We start from the raw sequence: 16899 nt of genomic DNA on the forward strand, positions 1-16899 counted from the left end.
GTGTATTTGTCACCCCTCGCCCGGGCCGCCGGGGTACCTCAGCGGATCACCACCGCGCTGGGTTCTCGCGGCCCACCGAGCATTTCACGGTGCGACGGCGGCTGTCTGCCGTCCTCGTCGGTGAGGCCGTAGCGCTGCGCGAGCTCGGCACCGATCAGGGTGTGCCCGCTGAGATCGGCCAGGCCCGGATCGCGGTACAGCGCGTCGATCAGATGGCCGGTGAACTCCGGGGTCTCCGCGTGCGCGGCGGTCTTCGCCAGGGCCTCGGGATGACCGTCGAACGCGGCGCGAAATCGCTCGGTCAACAAGATGCCCATCCAGATCGACACACAGGCCACCCCGGTACCGCGGAAGTCCACGGCCATATCGGCGGCCATCTTGTCGATGCCGGCCTTCTGCGCGCCGTACGCGGGGCCGTGCATGTAACAGACCGAACCGGGCGAGGAGGTGAACGCGATCAGCCCACGCTCACGGCGCACCAACAGTGGCGCCGCATGCCAGGAGGCGACATACGCCGACCGCAGGCCCACATCGAGGACATCACCCAACTCGATGGGCTTCTCCCAGAAGGGTTTCGAACCGGTGAGCTCATCGTGGACGACGGCGGCGTTGTTCACCAGCAGATCGAGGCCGCCCTCGGCCGAATCGACGCGCGCGAACAACTCGGCGACCGCACCGTCGTCGGCGTGGTCCACCCGCACCGCGACACCGCCGGGTGGGGCCTGCGAGATGGTCCGGCCGGTGGCGTACACCCGCCAGCCATGGCGGCTCAACGCCGCCGCGATACCGCGGCCGGCGCCCCTGCTGGCACCGGTCACCACCGCGACTGGCCCGCCCGTCATCGCGCCGGCCACTCAGCAAACCGCCCGTCGGCAGCGGGCAGGTATCGGGTGACACTGGTCACAGCATTTGCCGGGAGCGGCCCGTACAGATGCGGGAAGAGCATCGATTCCGGATCGGTCGGCACGCCCGGTTCCCAGCGCACCGGATCGGCCAACTTAGCCGGGTCGATGCTCAGCAACACCAAATCGGTGCGCCCGGCGTACAGCCGATTGGCGGGCAGATGCACCTGTTCAGGTGCGGAAAGATGAACGAAGCCCACTTCTTCCAACGAAGACGGGCGATGTTCACCCGCCCGCTGCGCGGTTTCCCACTCCTGCGCTGCACACAGATGGACGAACGCCTCAGGGTCGCGAATCATGCGCCCAGCCTGCCCGCCCTGCAATCCGAGTGGCCAGTGAGACACGACACACCGGTAAACCCCAAGGGAACAAGGCCGGAACCCCATACGTCTGACACAGTAGAACAACGCAACAAGCAGAACGGAGGACGTGCCGTGAACGCAATCCTGACCAGTCCGGAGCTGACCCGGGCCGATCGCTGCGACCGCTGCGGTGCGGCTGCGCAAGTGCGCGCCACGCTTCCGTCGGGCGCCGAGCTTCTGTTCTGCCAACACCACGCCAATGAGCACGAAGCCAAGCTGATCGAGCTGGCCGCGGTGCTGGAGGTCAAGTCGGTCGACGCATAGGGAATGCTGGACTGGTCATGAGCGACCAGCCCCCCGCAAAACCGACGCGCCACCACATCTGGCCGATCACCCGCCGCACCTTGTCCAAGGCCTGGGACGATTCGATCTTCTCCGAGGCCGCCCAAGCCGCATTCTGGTGTGCGTTATCGCTGCCGCCGTTGCTGCTGGGGATGCTGGGCAGTCTGGCCTACCTGGCACCGCTGTTCGGTCCGGACACCTTGCCGACCATCGAGAACCAGCTGATCAGTACGTCGGGCCGGTTCTTCTCGCAGAACGTCGTCAACGAGATCATCGCGCCGACGATCTACGACATCGTGCGAGGCGCCCGCGGCGAGGTGGTGTCCCTGGGTTTCGTCATCTCGTTGTGGGCCGGGTCGTCGGCGATCTCGGCGTTCGTCGACTCGGTGGTCGAGGCCCACGATCAGACCGAGCTTCGCCACCCGGTGCGGCAGCGTTTCTTCGCCCTGGGCCTCTACGTGGTGATGCTGATGTCTGCGGTGCTGACCGCGCCGTTCATCGCGCTCGGCCCGCGCAAGATCTCCGAGTCCATCCCGGAGAGCTGGGACAACGTGCTGCAGTACGGCTACTACCCGGTGCTGGTGGTCGTGCTGATCGTGGGGGTGACGATCCTGTACCGGGTGTCACTGCCCGCGCCGCTGCCGACGCACCGGCTGGTGGTGGGCGCGGTGCTGGCCACGGCCGTCTTCCTGATCGCGACGGTGGGCCTGCGGATCTATCTGACGTGGATCACGGCGACCGGTTATACGTATGGCGCCCTGGCCACGCCGATCGCGTTCCTGCTGTTCGCGTTTCTGCTGGGGTTCGCCATCATGATCGGCGCCGAGCTGAACGCGGCGATCCAGGAGGAGTGGCCGGCCCCGGACACGCATGCGCGCCGGCTGCGGGAGTGGATCGAGGAGAAGGCCGACATCCGCAGCGGCGACGACGCGGCTACTTCTTGAGCTGTTCGTAGATCCGCTTGCAGTCCGGGCAGACCGGCGAGCCCGGTTTGGCGGCCTTGGTCACCGGGAACACCTCACCGCACAGCGCGACGACATGCGTACCCATGACGGCACTTTCGGCGATCTTTTCCTTCTTCACGTAATGGAAGACCTTGGGGGCGTCGTCGTCGGTTCCGTCATCGACACGTTCGTCGGTATCCGGGCGTTCGATCGTCTGGGTCTGCATCCGTACATTGTGCCTGGCCGGGTCCGGCGTTGCGAAGATGTGGGAGAGTGGAAGTTATGAAACACGGCCCGGAGCTGGGTTTCGACGACGACGGTCGACCGATCCTGATCACCCGCGCCGCCCTACCCTATGAAGAGCAGCATCGCGCCAGGATGCGCAAGTACTTCACCCTGATGGCGTTCCGGATCCCGGCCCTGGTGCTGGCCGCCGTCGCCTACGGAATCTGGCACAACGGGCTCATCTCACTGGGCATCATCGTGTTGTCCGTCCCCTTGCCGTGGATGGCCGTGCTGATCGCCAACGACCGCCCGCCGCGCAAGGCGACGGAGCCGCGCCGCTACGCGGCCGGAGGCCCACGTCGCACTCCCCTGTTCCCCACCGCCGAGCGTCCCGCACTGGAACACGCGCCGCGCACCGAACGGGACCCCGACACCGAACCCTCCTGATCGCTGCGTTCCCACCTGAGCGCCCTTCTTGCGCACTTCTCAGGACATTCTCAGGTCACCGCGAAAAAACCGCAGGTCAATAGGTGTGACATCGGGAACCAGCGGGAACTCTGGGCACTGTACGGACGTTGAACGCAGTGAAAGTTCCAGCCGATCAGGAGGCCTGTAAATGGCGATCGCCAGCATCAGTCGTGTCGACAGCGATCTGGACGCTCAGAGCCCAGCCGCCGATCTCGTCCGGGTGTATCTCAACGGCATCGGTAAGACCGCGCTGTTGACCGCCGCAGACGAGGTCGAGTTGGCCAAGCGCATCGAGGCGGGCCTGTACGCCCAGCATGTGCTCGACACCCGCAAGCGTCTCGGAGATGCCCGCAAGAAGGATCTGGCCGCGGTGGTGCGTGACGGCGATGCCGCCCGCCGCCATCTGCTGGAGGCCAACCTGCGCCTCGTGGTGTCGCTGGCCAAGCGCTACACCGGGCGCGGTATGCCGCTGCTGGACCTGATCCAGGAGGGCAACCTCGGGCTCATCCGCGCCATGGAGAAGTTCGACTACACAAAGGGATTCAAGTTCTCCACCTACGCGACGTGGTGGATCCGGCAGGCCATCACGCGTGGCATGGCCGACCAGAGCCGCACCATCCGGCTGCCCGTGCACCTGGTGGAGCAGGTCAACAAGCTGGCCCGGATCAAGCGCGAGATGCACCAGAACCTGGGCCGCGAGGCCACCGACGAGGAGCTCGCCGAAGAGTCGGGCATCCCGGTGGAGAAGATCAACGACCTGCTGGAGCACAGCCGCGACCCGGTGAGCCTGGACATGCCGGTCGGAACCGACGAAGAGGCCCCGCTGGGCGACTTCATCGAGGACGCCGAGGCCATGTCGGCGGAGAACGCGGTGATCGCCGAGCTGCTGCACACCGATATCCGGTACGTGCTCGCGACGCTGGACGAGCGCGAACAGCAGGTCATCCGACTGCGCTTCGGCCTGGACGACGGGCAGCCGCGCACCCTCGACCAGATCGGCAAGCTGTTCGGACTGTCCCGTGAGCGGGTGCGCCAGATCGAACGTGAAGTGATGGCCAAGCTCCGCAATGGCGAGCGTGCCGAGCGGTTGCGCTCCTACGCCAGCTAGGTTTCCTCTCAGGTGATGCCCGTCGCGTTCGCGCGGCGGGCATCACACTGTTCGCAAGGGGGATGTTGGAGCCCTGTTCAGGCGGCCAGACCGGTAGACTCGGCAGCTGACGGAGGGCCTGGAAGGTAGCGCATGAATGATCTGATCGACACCACGGAGATGTATCTGCGGACCATCTACGACCTCGAGGAAGAGGGCGTGGTGCCGTTGCGTGCCCGTATCGCCGAACGCCTTGAGCAGAGCGGGCCGACCGTCAGTCAGACCGTGTCCAGGATGGAGCGCGACGGCCTGCTGCACGTCGCGGGCGACCGCCATCTGGAACTCACCGAGAAGGGCCGCTACCTGGCCGTCTCGGTGATGCGCAAGCATCGCCTCGCCGAGCGCCTGTTGGTCGACGTGATCGGCCTGCCCTGGGAGGAAGTGCACGCCGAGGCCTGCCGCTGGGAACACGTGATGAGCGAGGACGTGGAGCGCCGCCTCCTGCAGGTCCTCAACAACCCCACCACGTCCCCGTTCGGCAACCCCATCCCCGGGCTGTCCGAGCTGGGCTACGGCGAATCGGGCATCCCCGAGGACGCAAACCTGGTGCGCCTCACCGAATTGCCGGCCGGATCGCCGGTCGCGGTGGTGGTGCGCCAGCTCACCGAACATGTGCAGGGCGATGTCGAGCTGATCGGCCGGCTCAAGGACGCCGGCGTCGTCCCCAACGCCAGGGTCACCGTGCAGGTGAGTGACGAACCGGGCGGCCAGGGTGGCGTGCTGATCCTGATTCCGGGGCATCAGGAAGTCGAGCTACCGCACCATATGGCCCACGCCGTCAAGGTGGAGAAGGCCTGAACAGGTCATCGGCCGCGCTGACCGAACGCGCGCCGCGGGGGTAATTGCACGCCGAGTTGCGCTGCGGTCCGATAACCGGTGAGCGCCAGTTCGCGTATCTGCCGCGGGTGCATCCCCGACTGAAGGGCCTGGTCCAGCATGCCGGCCATGCGGTGGGTCGCCTGGCATTTCAGCGCCGCTTCCAGGGAGATCCCGGCGAGTGGGCCGTCGCCGCGCACGTAGGCCGAGAAGGCCACCAGCACCAGGGCCTCCGTCCGCCACGGTTGCGGCAGGATGCGTGCCAGCCGCGTCCACAGCGACTCCGCCTCGGCGGCCCGCTCCCCGACCGCCAGCGCATAGAGCGTGTCCCGGACCCGGGGGTCGGTGAGCGCGCACGCCAGGGCCGCCACCTCGGCATCGTCGGGATCGGTCCCGGCACCGACCTGTTCGGCCATCCGCAGTGCCAACCGCACCGCCTCCGCGGCAGGGGTCGGGTCACCTGTGGCGCGACGCGCTATCTGCTCGGTCAGCCGGTCGCAACGGTCCAGGTCGACGATATCGACGACCTGTTCCAGCTCCTCACGCCGACCGTAGAGCCTGCGCCCCTCAAGCACTGCTGCCGCCGCCATCGGCGACGATTCGGGATCGTCGATCACGCCGCCGGCACCGCACCCGTCGGCGCAGCGCCACCGTCCGCCCGGGGTGACCCGGTCCACCACGAGCGCGGCCAGCAGCGTGATCGCGTGCCCGTCCAGCGACTCCGCCAGCCGGTCGGCCAGTTCGAGGTGGTCACCGGCGCAGGCGCTGCAGTCCGGCATGTTCTCGTCGACGATGACGGCGATCGCCGCGTCCGGACACGACGACGCCACCACCGACGCGAAATGCTCGGTGCCCGCCGTGAGAGCGGCGCTGAGGTCCACCCGCAGAACGGGGCCGATGTCACCGCGGTCGACTGTGACCAGGACCAGCGAGTGGACGGGGACGAAACCGAGGACCGCGGGCAGCGCCGCGATCAGGGCGGCAGGCCGGTCGAGATCTGTGAAGCGAGGTTGTGTGGTCATATCCAGACCGTCACAGGCCGCACCGTCACCCAAGGCGATAAACGGGCCCCGGCGGCACCGGCTGTGGATGAATCGGTAACTGTGGATTGATCGACTGTTGTTCACACGCCATTACCCGCCGTCGACGTGCGAGATCGCCGGAACCGGCGTAGGACTTCACACATGGGTTCCATGCAGGAGTACGACCTCGTCGTCATCGGTTCCGGCCCCGGCGGCCAGCGGGCAGCCATCGCCGCCGCCAAGCTCGGCAAGTCCGTGGCGGTCATCGAGCGGGGCGCGATGCTGGGCGGCGTCTGCGTCAACACCGGCACCATTCCGTCGAAGACGTTGCGCGAAGCCGTCGTCTACCTGACCGGGATGAGCCAGCGCGAACTGTACGGCGCCAGCTATCGCGTCAAGGAGAAGATCACCCCCGCCGATCTGCTGGCCCGGACCCAGCACGTGATCGGCAAGGAGATCGACGTGGTGCGCTCGCAGCTGATGCGCAACCGGGTCGAGCTCTATGTCGGGCACGGCCGGTTCGTCGACGACCACACCGTGGCGATCGACGATCCCGGCCGCGCGGAGCGGATCACGGTGCGCGGCCGGTATTTCGTCATCGCCACCGGCACCAAACCCGCCCGCCCGAGCGGCGTCGAGTTCGACGAGAACCGGGTGCTGGACTCCGACGGAATCCTTGACCTCAAGGCCATCCCGACCTCCATGGTGGTGGTGGGCGCCGGGGTGATCGGCATCGAGTACGCCTCGATGTTCGCCGCCCTGGGCACCAAGGTGACCGTCGTCGAGAAACGCGACGCGATGCTGGAGTTCTGTGACCCGGAGATCGTCGAGGCGCTGCGATTCCACCTCCGCGATCTGGCCGTGACGTTCCGGTTCGGCGAGGAGGTCACCGCCGTCGACGTCGGTGCGGCCGGCACCGTGACCACCCTGGCCAGCGGTAAGCAGATCCCGGCCGAGACGGTGATGTACTCCGCGGGCCGCCAGGGCCAGACCGATCACCTCGACCTGGCCAACGCCGGCCTGGAGGCCGACGCCCGGGGCCGGATCTTCGTCGACGACAACTTCGCCACCAAGGTCGACCACATCTACGCCGTCGGCGATGTCATCGGCTTCCCCGCGCTGGCCGCGACGTCGATGGAACAGGGGCGGCTGGCCGCCTACCACGCGTTCGGCGAGCCCACCAAGGGCATGATGGACCTGCAGCCGATCGGGATCTACTCGATCCCCGAGGTGTCCTATGTCGGCCTCACCGAGGTCGACCTGACCAAGGACTCGATCCCGTACGAGGTCGGCGTCTCCCGCTACCGGGAACTGGCCCGCGGCCAGATCGCCGGCGACTCCTACGGCATGCTCAAGCTGCTGGTGTCCACCGAGGATCTCAAGATCCTGGGCGTCCACATCTTCGGCAGTGCGGCCACCGAATTGGTGCATATCGGCCAAGCGGTGATGGGTTGCGGGGGCACCGTCGAGTATCTCGTCGATGCGGTCTTCAACTACCCCACCTTCTCCGAGGCCTACAAGGTCGCGGCGCTGGACGTGATGAACAAGCTGCGTGCGCTGAGCCAGTTCAAGCGTTAGCAGTCCACCTCCGAGGAATCCGGGGTCTGGTCCCCCGGCCCACGCGCCTCGGCGCGGACCAGCAGATCTTCCGGCGCCTCGTCGAAAGGTGGTGAGTACGACAGGTTTTCGGCACATCCACCGCCATCGAGCCCACCCGTCAGCCCGGTGATGGTCGAGCCGACCAGCCACGGTGAACCGCTGGTGCCGTCGACCAGGCCACCGCAGCGCAGCAGCGGGAACCCGGCCTTGGTGGTGCTCGTCGTGCCGCGGCAGCCGATCGGACCGCCCCCCACTCCCATCGGGTAGCCGGTGACCGCGACATCGGTGCCGGACGCCGGCGCGGTTCCCAGCCGCAGCCCGCCGCCGACCGACGCGGCCAACGATCCGCCACCGGCCCGGCTGACCCTCGCGATGGCGAAATCGGCGCGGGGGTTCTGGTTCGCACTCCACCGCGGGTCCAGATAGACGGCGTCGACATGCCACAGGTCGTCGGCCGAGGCCACCCCGGCGAATCCGGCCGCGAAGTTCGCGTCCGCACCCCCGTCCAGACAATGTGCCGCGGTCAGGATCAGGTCTCCGCTGGGTGAATCCAGCACCGCCGCGGTGCACGCGTGCAGGTCGCCCCCGCCGACGAACAGCGCGCCGATGCGCCGGTCAGGCGCGACCGGGGCAGCCTCCGGGGTGCCGGTCGCGACGGCCGAACTGTGCACCATCTGGGGCGCGGCGGCGCACCCGGCGAGCAGCGCACCCATCAGTGCCACCACCATTACCCTCACCGTCATGCGCACGAGATGATCCTGCCCGAGAAACCTGTTGAAAGTGCTGGGAGCGTGTAGGCCGGGGCCCCGCGCCGGCCGGGCGACAAAATGCGAGACACTAGGTGAAGAGGAGGTGACGCACATGGACGATCAGACAGGTCATCCGGATCCGCGCTACCAGCCCGAACAGACCGGCATGTACGAGCTGGAGTTTCCGGCCCCCCAGCTGTCCTCGTCGGATGGGCGGGGACCGGTGCTCATCCACGCGCTGGAGGGGTTCTCGGACGCGGGACACGCGGTCAAGCTGGCCGCGCAGCACTTGAAGGACACCCTGGACACCGAGTTGGTCGCGTCGTTTGCGGTCGACGAACTGCTGGACTACCGATCCCGACGTCCGTTGATGACCTTCAAGACCGACCATTTCACCAGCTACGAGCAGCCGGAACTCAACCTGTACGCGCTGCGTGACACCGCGGGTACACCGTTCCTGCTGCTCGCCGGTCTTGAACCGGATCTGCGCTGGGAGCGGTTCATCACCGCGGTGCGCCTGCTGGCGGAGCGACTCGGGGTCCGTCAGGTGATCGGACTCGGCACCATCCCGATGGCTGTACCGCACACTCGGCCCGTGACGCTGACCGCGCACTCGACCAACAAGGACCTCATCAAGGAGTACACGCCGTGGGTCGGCGAGGTGCAGGTTCCGGCCAGTGTGTCGAACCTGCTGGAGTTCCGGATGGGACAACACGGTCACGACGCGATGGGCTTCACCGTGCATGTCCCGCACTACCTCGCGCAGACGCCCTTCCCACCGGCCGCCGAGACGTTGCTGGCGGAGGTGGCCCGGGCGGCAACACTGCAGATCCCGCTGACCGCGCTGGGCGAAGCCGCGGCAGAGGTGCACACCAAGATCAACGAGCAGGTGACGGCGAGCGCCGAAGTCGCTCAGGTGGTGACGGCACTCGAGCGACAGTACGATGCATTCGTCGCCGCTCAGGAAAACCGCTCGTTGCTGGCCCATGACGAGAACCTGCCCAGCGGCGAGGAACTGGGCGCAGAATTCGAGCGGTTCCTGGCACAGCAAGCTGACGACAAAGACGAGGGCGACAGCTAGCCGATACAGCTTCGATGACGAGGCTTGGGAGGATGTGGCGGAGATGACCGAACGGAAACCCAAGCTGCACTCGGTGCGGGAAAGTACGCCGTCCCTGCAGTTCCGCACCATCCACGGGTACCGGCGTGCGTTCCGCATCTGCGGGTCGGGACCGGCGATCCTGTTGATCCACGGGATCGGTGACAACTCCACGACATGGCACACCGTGCAGACCGCGTTGGCGCAGCGGTTCACGGTCATCGCCCCCGACCTCCTCGGTCACGGCCAGTCCGATAAGCCGCGCGCCGATTACTCGGTGGCCGCATACGCCAACGGCATGCGCGATCTGTTGTCCGTGCTGGACATCGACCATGTGACGGTTGTCGGCCATTCGCTCGGCGGTGGGGTGGCCATGCAGTTCGCCTACCAATTCCCCCAGCTGGTCGACCGGCTGGTACTGGTCGGTTCCGGCGGCGTCACCAAGGATGTCAACGTCGCCCTGCGGATCGCCTCGATGCCGATGGGCAGCGAGGCGCTGGCGCTGCTGCGACTGCCGTTGGTGCTGCCCGCCCTTCAGATGGCCGGGCGGGTCGGTGGTGCACTGTTCGGTTCGACGGGGGTCGGGCGTGATCTGCCCGATATGCTGCGGGTGCTCAACGACCTGCCCGAGCCGACGGCGTCCTCGGCGTTCGCGCGCACCCTGCGAGCGGTCGTCGACTGGCGCGGCCAGGTGGTCACCATGCTGGACCGATGTTATTTGACGGAATCGGTTCCCGTTCAGCTCGTTTGGGGCAAGAAGGATTCCGTCATCCCGGTCAGTCACGCCCACCTTGCACACTCCGCGATGCCCGGATCGAAGTTGGAGATCTTCGACGGTTCCGGGCATTTCCCGTTCCACGACGATCCCGACCGCTTCGTCGAGATCGTCGAGCGCTTCATCGACTCCACCCAGCCGGCCCCCTACGACCAGGAACTCCTCCGGGACCTGTTGCGGGCCGGCATCAGCGAAAAGGCGATCACCGGGCCACTGGACACCCGGGTCGCCGTGCTCGATGCGATCGGTGGGGACGAGCGAAGCGCCACCTGACTACCATCGACGTCATGGCCGTCGAAGTCAGCGTGCTGCGAGTGTTCACCAGTCCCGAAGGCGAGTTCGGTAATCCGCTCGGCGTGGTGGACGCCGCAACCGTGGATCCGGCCGACCGGCAACGGTTGGCCACCGAATTGGGTTACAGCGAAACCATTTTCATCGACATTCCGGAACCGGGTGCGACGACTGCACGCGCCCATATCTTCACTCCCACCACCGAGCTGCCGTTCGCCGGGCATCCCACCGTGGGTGCGGCCTGGTGGTTGCGGGACCGCGGTATCCCGGTGCGGACCCTGTCGGTACCCGCCGGCCTGGTGCAGGTCGAATACACCGAGGACGGTCTCACCGCCGTCAGCGCCCGTGCCGAGTGGGCCCCGGAATTCGCGATCTACGAGCTGGATTCGGTGGCCGAGGTGCGCGACGCCGACCCGTCGGACTACCCCGATGACACCGGGCACTACGTGTGGGCCTGGACCAGCGCCGCAGACGGGGCGCTGCGCTCGAGGGTGTTCGCCCCACACGTGGGAATCGTGGAGGACGAGGCGACCGGCGCTGCCGCGGTGCGGATGACCGACTATCTCAGCCGGGATCTGCACATCACCCAGGGCAAGGGCTCGGAGATACACACCTGGTGGGATCCGCAGGGCTGGGTGAAGATCGCCGGGCGCGTGATCCGCGACAGCGACACCGTGGTCGAATGAGCGGGCTCAGCCGGTGCTCGTCACGCGGCGATGGGCGCGCAACGCCTCGATCTCGCGCTCGAAATCGGCGGCCGAGCTGAACGACCGGTACACGGACGCGAATCTGAGGTAGGCGACCTCGTCGAGGTCGCGAAGCGGCCCGAGGATGGCGAGCCCGACCTCGTGGCTGGGAATCTCGGGCGAGCCCGCGGCCCGCACCGCATCCTCGACCTGCTGGGCCAACAGGTTGAGCGCATCGTCGTCCACCTGACGTCCCTGGCAGGCGCGACGGACACCCTTGATGACCTTCTCACGACTGAACGGTTCGGTGACGCCGCTGCGCTTCACCACGGCGAGCACCGCGGTCTCCACGGTGGTGAACCGGCGCCCGCACTCGGGGCAGGAGCGGCGGCGCCTGATGGCCTGCCCCTCGTCGGTCTCGCGCGAGTCGACGACCCGTGAATCAGGGTGACGGCAGAACGGACAGTGCATCACCGCTCCTTCGCCGCACCGAATGTCGACCACTTCGAACGACTCCGAGCCTACCTGCACCACCCGCAGGCGTCGCTCGTCTGTCCTGATTGGGCGCTGGACGGGCGGCCGGCCGGGCACCGCCGACATTGGGCGGCAGCGCGTTTGGCCACTCACGAGTCAGCCGATCGGCGCGATGAGGGTCCGCCCGGCGGGCACCGTAGCGGAGTCGAGCTTGTTGAGTTCCTTGATCCGGTCGACCACCGAGTCGACGGGTGCGTCGGGAGCGACCCGCTGCGCCACATGTTGCAGCGTCTCCCCCGCCTCGACCTGCACCACCGACAGCCGGGTGGGTACCTGCACCGCAGCCTGGTCGACGTCACCGCCCACCTGGGCGACCAGACCCAGCCACACCGTGATCGCGGCGGCGATCAGCGCCAGCACCACGGTGGTGACCGGGGTGATCGGGCGGCGGCGGTGCGAGGCCCGTGACATCAGGACGCCGGTGCCGCGGTGCCCGAGCGGGGCACCCGAGGGCCGGCGCACCTGCGGGCGACGGCGGCGCACGACCACATCCCGCGGCAACGGCCACACCTCGGCGGCGGCGCGCCGCCGGACCTCGACCTGGCCGCGGCCCACGGGGCGCGCGTCGAAGCGAGATTCGAACTCGCGATCGAACTCGCGGTCGAACTGGGTGTCGAATCGAGTCTCCAGAATGGTCATTTCTCCGCCTTTCGCCGAGTGGGCCTGCCGATCGTTCGCTTGTGTGTTCGAAGATAGTCGATCATGTGTTCGATGGATAGAACATGTGATCGAACTGTTGCAAACGATAAAGGCACCCACCGACAAGTGGCGACGCACGCCGACACGCCTCGAACACATGTTTGATTAATGGTGCCGAGGCGACTAGATTCGGCGCCATGAGCGAGCACACCGACACCCCTGAGGCGCGTTCAGGACTCACCGAGCGGCAGCGCACCATTCTGGAGGTCATCCGCGCGTCGGTGACCAGCCGTGGCTACCCGCCGAGCATTCGGGAGATCGGTGACGCGGTCGGCCTGACGTCGACCTCGTCTGTCGCACACCAACTCCGGACGCTGGAGAAGAAGGGCTATCTCCGGCGCGATCCCAACCGTCCTCGCGCGGTGGACGTCCGGGGTTCCGACGATACGGTGACGCCGATCGTCGCCACCGACGTCGCCGGATCCGACGCGCTTCCCGAGCCGACGTTCGTGCCGGTGCTTGGCCGGATCGCCGCCGGTGGCCCGATCCTGGCCGAGGAAGCCGTGGAGGACGTGTTCCCGTTGCCCCGCGAGCTCGTCGGCGAAGGGTCGCTGTTCCTGTTGAAGGTGGTCGGCGAATCCATGATCGACGCAGCCATCTGCGACGGCGACTGGGTGGTCATCCGTCAGCAGAACGTCGCCGAGAACGGCGATATCGTCGCGGCGATGATCGACGGCGAAGCCACGGTCAAGACGTTCAAGCGCACCCGGGGTCAGGTGTGGCTGATGCCGCACAACCCGGTGTTCGATCCGATCCCCGGCAACGACGCAGTGGTGCTGGGGAAGGTCGTCACCGTCATCCGCAAGATCTGACGGAGATCAGTTGGCCCGTACGAATCCGTTCGTCACCGCGAACTCCTCATTGACGAACCAGATCTCAGCCGGTGTCTGGTCATAGCCGGGCGTGCCGGGCGTCCAATACTGGCCCGTGCCGGTATGCGCCTTGATCAGATAGCCCTCGGGTGCGCGGTACGGGTCGCTACCCGCCAGACGCATCGAGGTATTTGCGGGATCCGGCTCCTCGATATGGATCGCCGCGTGGCGTCCGCTGGGGAAGTCGGGTTCGTAGGTCGAGCGCGGAATCGGCGGTAGGCCCGCCACCAGGGGTACGGCGGCAGTCTCCGGTTCGGGCTCGGCGTCGTGGTCCACCTCGGCGTCGTGGTCCACCTCGTCGCGATCCACGCCGTCGTCGTCCCCGCGCGCGTCGTCATCCTCGGGCACATCGGACTGGATGCGGGTGGGGGCCGTGTCGACAGAGTCGGCATCGGAGTCGAATTCCAGCGATTCGTGGGCATCGGGTTCGGCCGGTTCGCCGGCTTCGTCGTGCTCCTCGGCGCCGAGCCCCGACAGCGCCCAGGGACTCTGCGGCGAGTAACCGCCGGGCTCCTGGCCGAATGCGGCGGGCCCACTCTCGTACTCGTCGGGCTCGTGTGACTCGGCGCGGCCGTCGTAGCCCGAATCGTGTGGGCTCCGGTAGCCGGCCGCGTACTCGTCCTCACCGTAGCGATCGCCGTCGTAGCCATCGCCGTTGTAGTGCTCGCCGTCGTAGTGCTCGCCGAAATGGTCATCCCGTGACCGCCGGTTGCGCAGCACCGCCGTGATGATGAGGCCGACCAGTGCGAGCAGCGGGATCAGGCCCAGCAGCCACCACCAACTCCACGCGTACCACTTCTTGCCTGCAGCACTGCTCGGCTCTGCGGCGGGGGCCTTGGGCGCATCGGCACCGGGCACCTCGAGGCCGGCCAGTTGCGACTGCAGATTCGCGGGCTCCGTCGTGAACTTATGGGTCGACTGGTCCCACGAGATGCTGCCGCCGTTGAACTGCTGGGTGATGACATCACCGTTCTGGGTCTGATCGCTCTTCGGTGCACCCAGATCCCCGGTCGCACCGCCGAGTTTGTCCCACGCCGCGTTCATGGCGCCACGGACGATCACGGCGCCGAAGTCGGGAGTCCAGAAGATGACGGGCTTGTCCGCGGCAGCGAAGGGCACGAACCGGCTGGCCGGGGCCAGCCCGCCGTCGGATTCGCTGGCAGTCGGGAAGCCGAGATCGCCGGTGGGTCCACCAACGCTCTCGTACTTGGCCAGCACCTGACCGGTGACGACATCGGCGCCGGTGGCCGGGCTGTAGAAGATCTTGCCGCCGGCGTAGTTCTGGCCGACACCGTCGGTGCCGATGGCGTACTGACCGCCGTCCGGGGCACCGAGCGGACCCAGCGCTCCACCGGCGGCGCGGCGGGCCGCCGCGATCTCCGAGGTGGCGTCGGACGGGACCTCCAGGCCGGCGAGTTGATCGGCGAGTTCGGGCGGCGTCGTGGTGAAGGTCTTGGTCTTACGGTTCCACGACACCTCACCGCCGGTGAACTGCTGGGAGATCACCTCCCCGCGCGAGGTCTCGTCCCCGGTGGGCACGCCGAGCACCGCGGCGGATCCACCGAGCTTGTCCCACGCGGCGTTGATCGCCCCGCGGACCACTCTGGCTCCGTTGTCCGGTGTCCAGAAGATGACGGGGTTGTCCGCAGCACTGAAGGTGGTGTTGCGACTGCCGGGCGCCCGGCCCGCTCCCTCATCGATCGTCGGGAAACCCAGATCGCTGTCCGCGGGACCGCCCAGGGACTGATATTTGTCCAGGATCGCACCGGACATGATGTGCGCGCCGGTCTGCGGAGTGAAGAAGATCTTGCCTCCGGCGAAGTTCTGTCCGAAGCCCGCGCCGACGGCGTACACCTCGCCGTCCTTGGCGCCGAGGGGTCCGGTGTCGCCACCGGCACCGTCCCACGCGGCGCTGATCGCCGCGTCGGCGTCGCTCTCGGGCGTGGCCCAAGCCGGTGCCGCGAACACCGTTGCCATCACGGCGGCCGCCACCATCATCGGCGCCGCCAGCCCCAGCAACGCTCGCCCGGCGGCGGTACGCAGCCGGGTTCGCTGCCTGGTCATCGGTCCTCCCCAACTCGTGCAAAGCATGAGAAAAGTATCGCTTTCGTCAACTTTGCGTCAGCCGGGCGCCATCTCGTGGGATATCGCGACCTGTAGAGAACGCGTGTCGGGCCGGCGGAGCGTCGGCATCGGACCTCAGACGCCCAGGCCGCGGCCGATGATCTCCTTCATGATTTCGGTGGTACCGCCGTAGATGGTCTGGATCCTGGAGTCCAGGAAGGCCTTGGCAATCGGGTACTCACGCATATAGCCGTAGCCACCGTGCAGTTGCAGACAGCGGTCGACCAGCCGGACCTGAGCCTCGGTGGAATACCACTTGGCCATCGCCGCCTGGTCGACGGTCAGCTTGTGGTCCAGGTGCAGCCGGATGAATTCGTCGACCATGATCCGCACCGCGGTGGCCTCGGTGGCCAGCTCGGCGAGCACGAATCGGTTGTTCTGGAAGCTGCCGATCGGCTTGCCGAACGCCTTGCGCTCCTTGGTGTACTGCAGTGTCGCCTCCAACGTCGCCTCCATCGCGGCGGCCGCCATGACGGCGATGCTGATCCGCTCCTGCGGCAGGTTCTGCATCAGATAGATGAAGCCGAGTCCTTCCTGCCCGAGCAGGTTCTCGACGGGCACCTTCACATCGGTGAACGACAGCTCCGCGGTGTCCTGCGCGTCGAGTCCGATCTTGTCGAGATGGCGGCCGCGTTCGAAACCCGCCATCCCCCGTTCGACGACCAGCAGGCTGAAACCCTGAGCCCCCTTGTCCGGGTCCGTGCAGGCCACCACGATGACGAGGTCGGCGTGGATGCCGTTGGTGATGAAGGTCTTCGAACCGTTGAGCACGTAGTGGTCGCCGTGCTTGACCGCCCGGGTCTTGATGCCCTGCAGGTCACTTCCGGTGCCCGGTTCGGTCATTGCGATCGCCGCGATCAATTCGCCGCTGCAGAACCCGGGCAGCCAGCGCTTCTTCTGTTCCTCATCGGCGAGCTCCAGGAAATAGGGCGCGATGACGTCGTTCTGCAGGGTGAAGCCCAGGCCGCTGTGCCGCCCCGCACTGGTCTCCTCGGTGACGACGACGTTGTAGCGGAAGTCCGGGTTGCCACCGCCGCCGTACTCCTCGGGTACGGCCATACCGAGAAAGCCCTGCTTACCGGCCTCGCGCCAGACCTCGCGGTCGACGATCTTGGCCTTCTCCCATTCTTCTTGGAACGGTGCGGCGTGCCGGTCGAGAAATGCGCGGTAGGACTCGCGGAACAGGTCATGCTCCGGTTCGAACAGGGTGCGCTCGAACTTGACGACGCCCATGGTGTGACCTCCGGTACTGGATTTCGGGTGTGTGGCGCCCAACATACCAACCAGATGGTTGGTCGGACGG

At 67.1% G+C, this 16899-nt stretch carries 19 protein-coding genes; 10 read left to right on the forward strand and 9 right to left on the reverse strand.

From position 1 onward, the window contains the following. Positions 1 to 38: 38 nt before the first annotated feature. The gene (locus tag H7J86_RS03550; protein ID WP_267289412.1) at positions 39 to 842 is read right to left on the reverse strand and encodes an SDR family NAD(P)-dependent oxidoreductase; all 804 of its coding nucleotides are present in this window, start codon (positions 840 to 842) and stop codon (positions 39 to 41) included. Beyond that, positions 839 to 1201 carry a DUF952 domain-containing protein gene (locus H7J86_RS03555; RefSeq protein ID WP_187099070.1) on the reverse strand — a complete coding sequence of 121 codons (363 nt, stop codon included), beginning with the start codon at positions 1199 to 1201 and terminating at the stop codon, positions 839 to 841. The genes H7J86_RS03550 and H7J86_RS03555 overlap by 4 nt, the downstream gene beginning before the upstream one ends. Positions 1202 to 1336: 135 nt before the next feature. On the opposite strand from H7J86_RS03555, the gene H7J86_RS03560 reads away from it, so the two are divergent. Together H7J86_RS03560 and H7J86_RS03565 are read left to right on the forward strand one after the other, a co-directional pair. Beyond that, the gene (locus tag H7J86_RS03560) at positions 1337 to 1528 is read left to right on the forward strand and encodes a DUF7455 domain-containing protein (protein ID WP_090356496.1); all 192 of its coding nucleotides are present in this window, start codon (positions 1337 to 1339) and stop codon (positions 1526 to 1528) included. 17 nt (positions 1529 to 1545) lie between these two features. Continuing rightward, on the forward strand, positions 1546 to 2490 hold the full coding sequence (locus tag H7J86_RS03565; RefSeq protein WP_267289414.1) for a YihY/virulence factor BrkB family protein: 945 nt from the start codon (positions 1546 to 1548) through the stop codon (positions 2488 to 2490). Here H7J86_RS03565 and H7J86_RS03570 read toward each other — a convergent pair. After that, positions 2480 to 2716, reverse strand: a complete 237-nt coding sequence (locus H7J86_RS03570; protein WP_090356499.1) for a DUF3039 domain-containing protein — start codon at positions 2714 to 2716, stop codon at positions 2480 to 2482. The two genes, H7J86_RS03565 and H7J86_RS03570, sit on opposite strands and share 11 nt — an antisense overlap. Positions 2717 to 2772: 56 nt before the next feature. On the opposite strand from H7J86_RS03570, the gene H7J86_RS03575 reads away from it, so the two are divergent. The 3 genes from H7J86_RS03575 to H7J86_RS03585 all read left to right on the forward strand — a co-directional run bounded on the left by H7J86_RS03575 (position 2773) and on the right by H7J86_RS03585 (position 5128). Next, entirely contained in the window at positions 2773 to 3162 is a 390-nt protein-coding gene (locus tag H7J86_RS03575) for a DUF3099 domain-containing protein (protein ID WP_267289416.1), read from the forward strand. A gap of 169 nt (positions 3163 to 3331) precedes the next feature. Beyond that, complete coding sequence (locus tag H7J86_RS03580) at positions 3332 to 4291, forward strand: sigma-70 family RNA polymerase sigma factor (RefSeq protein WP_090356502.1); 960 nt, start codon at positions 3332 to 3334, stop codon at positions 4289 to 4291. Positions 4292 to 4423: 132 nt separating this feature from the next. Continuing rightward, positions 4424 to 5128, forward strand: a complete 705-nt coding sequence (locus tag H7J86_RS03585; RefSeq protein WP_090356504.1) for an iron-dependent transcriptional repressor DtxR — start codon at positions 4424 to 4426, stop codon at positions 5126 to 5128. A 5-nt stretch (positions 5129 to 5133) separates the two neighbouring features. Here H7J86_RS03585 and H7J86_RS03590 read toward each other — a convergent pair whose 3' ends face one another. Next, the gene (locus H7J86_RS03590) at positions 5134 to 6168 is read right to left on the reverse strand and encodes a DUF4192 domain-containing protein (protein ID WP_187099069.1); all 1035 of its coding nucleotides are present in this window, start codon (positions 6166 to 6168) and stop codon (positions 5134 to 5136) included. A 171-nt stretch (positions 6169 to 6339) separates the two neighbouring features. On the opposite strand from H7J86_RS03590, the gene sthA reads away from it, so the two are divergent. Next, positions 6340 to 7746 (forward strand): Si-specific NAD(P)(+) transhydrogenase, encoded by a 1407-nt coding sequence (gene sthA / locus H7J86_RS03595; protein WP_170847223.1) that lies wholly within the window; start codon positions 6340 to 6342, stop codon positions 7744 to 7746. Here sthA and H7J86_RS03600 read toward each other — a convergent pair. Further along, a complete protein-coding gene (locus H7J86_RS03600; protein ID WP_187099068.1) occupies positions 7743 to 8510 on the reverse strand; it encodes a trypsin-like serine peptidase in 768 nt (255 codons plus the stop codon). The two genes, sthA and H7J86_RS03600, sit on opposite strands and share 4 nt — an antisense overlap. A gap of 118 nt (positions 8511 to 8628) precedes the next feature. Here H7J86_RS03600 and H7J86_RS03605 point away from each other — a divergent pair, with 118 nt between their 5' ends. Genes H7J86_RS03605 through H7J86_RS03615 form a run of 3 tightly spaced genes read left to right on the forward strand, consistent with a single transcriptional unit; the run spans position 8629 to position 11367 of the window. Then, the gene (locus tag H7J86_RS03605) at positions 8629 to 9597 is read left to right on the forward strand and encodes a proteasome assembly chaperone family protein (protein ID WP_187099067.1); all 969 of its coding nucleotides are present in this window, start codon (positions 8629 to 8631) and stop codon (positions 9595 to 9597) included. A gap of 43 nt (positions 9598 to 9640) precedes the next feature. Then, positions 9641 to 10663, forward strand: coding sequence for an alpha/beta fold hydrolase (locus H7J86_RS03610; RefSeq protein ID WP_090357232.1), 1023 nt, complete (start codon positions 9641 to 9643; stop codon positions 10661 to 10663). A gap of 14 nt (positions 10664 to 10677) precedes the next feature. Then, a complete protein-coding gene (locus H7J86_RS03615; protein WP_090356511.1) occupies positions 10678 to 11367 on the forward strand; it encodes a PhzF family phenazine biosynthesis protein in 690 nt (229 codons plus the stop codon). Positions 11368 to 11373: 6 nt separating this feature from the next. On the opposite strand, the gene nrdR is transcribed toward H7J86_RS03615, so the two are convergent. Further along, the gene (gene nrdR, locus H7J86_RS03620; RefSeq protein ID WP_090357234.1) at positions 11374 to 11838 is read right to left on the reverse strand and encodes a transcriptional regulator NrdR; all 465 of its coding nucleotides are present in this window, start codon (positions 11836 to 11838) and stop codon (positions 11374 to 11376) included. Between the two features lie 159 nt (positions 11839 to 11997). Then, entirely contained in the window at positions 11998 to 12540 is a 543-nt protein-coding gene (locus H7J86_RS03625; RefSeq protein WP_090356513.1) for a LysM peptidoglycan-binding domain-containing protein, read from the reverse strand. Positions 12541 to 12737: 197 nt separating this feature from the next. Between H7J86_RS03625 and lexA the strand changes: the two genes are divergently transcribed. Further along, positions 12738 to 13412, forward strand: coding sequence for a transcriptional repressor LexA (gene lexA, locus H7J86_RS03630; RefSeq protein WP_090356515.1), 675 nt, complete (start codon positions 12738 to 12740; stop codon positions 13410 to 13412). Between the two features lie 6 nt (positions 13413 to 13418). Here the strand turns inward: lexA and H7J86_RS03635 are convergent, their stop codons facing one another. Both H7J86_RS03635 and H7J86_RS03640 read right to left on the reverse strand, forming a co-directional pair. Continuing rightward, positions 13419 to 15536: an LGFP repeat-containing protein gene (locus tag H7J86_RS03635; protein ID WP_267289418.1), complete on the reverse strand. Its 2118-nt coding sequence runs from the start codon at positions 15534 to 15536 to the stop codon at positions 13419 to 13421. Positions 15537 to 15671: 135 nt separating this feature from the next. Continuing rightward, positions 15672 to 16829 carry an acyl-CoA dehydrogenase family protein gene (locus H7J86_RS03640; protein ID WP_090356518.1) on the reverse strand — a complete coding sequence of 386 codons (1158 nt, stop codon included), beginning with the start codon at positions 16827 to 16829 and terminating at the stop codon, positions 15672 to 15674. Positions 16830 to 16899 lie beyond the last annotated feature (70 nt).

It is taken from the genome of Mycobacterium hackensackense (genome assembly GCF_025822555.1).
In the GTDB taxonomy this organism is placed as follows: domain Bacteria; phylum Actinomycetota; class Actinomycetes; order Mycobacteriales; family Mycobacteriaceae; genus Mycobacterium; species Mycobacterium fluoranthenivorans.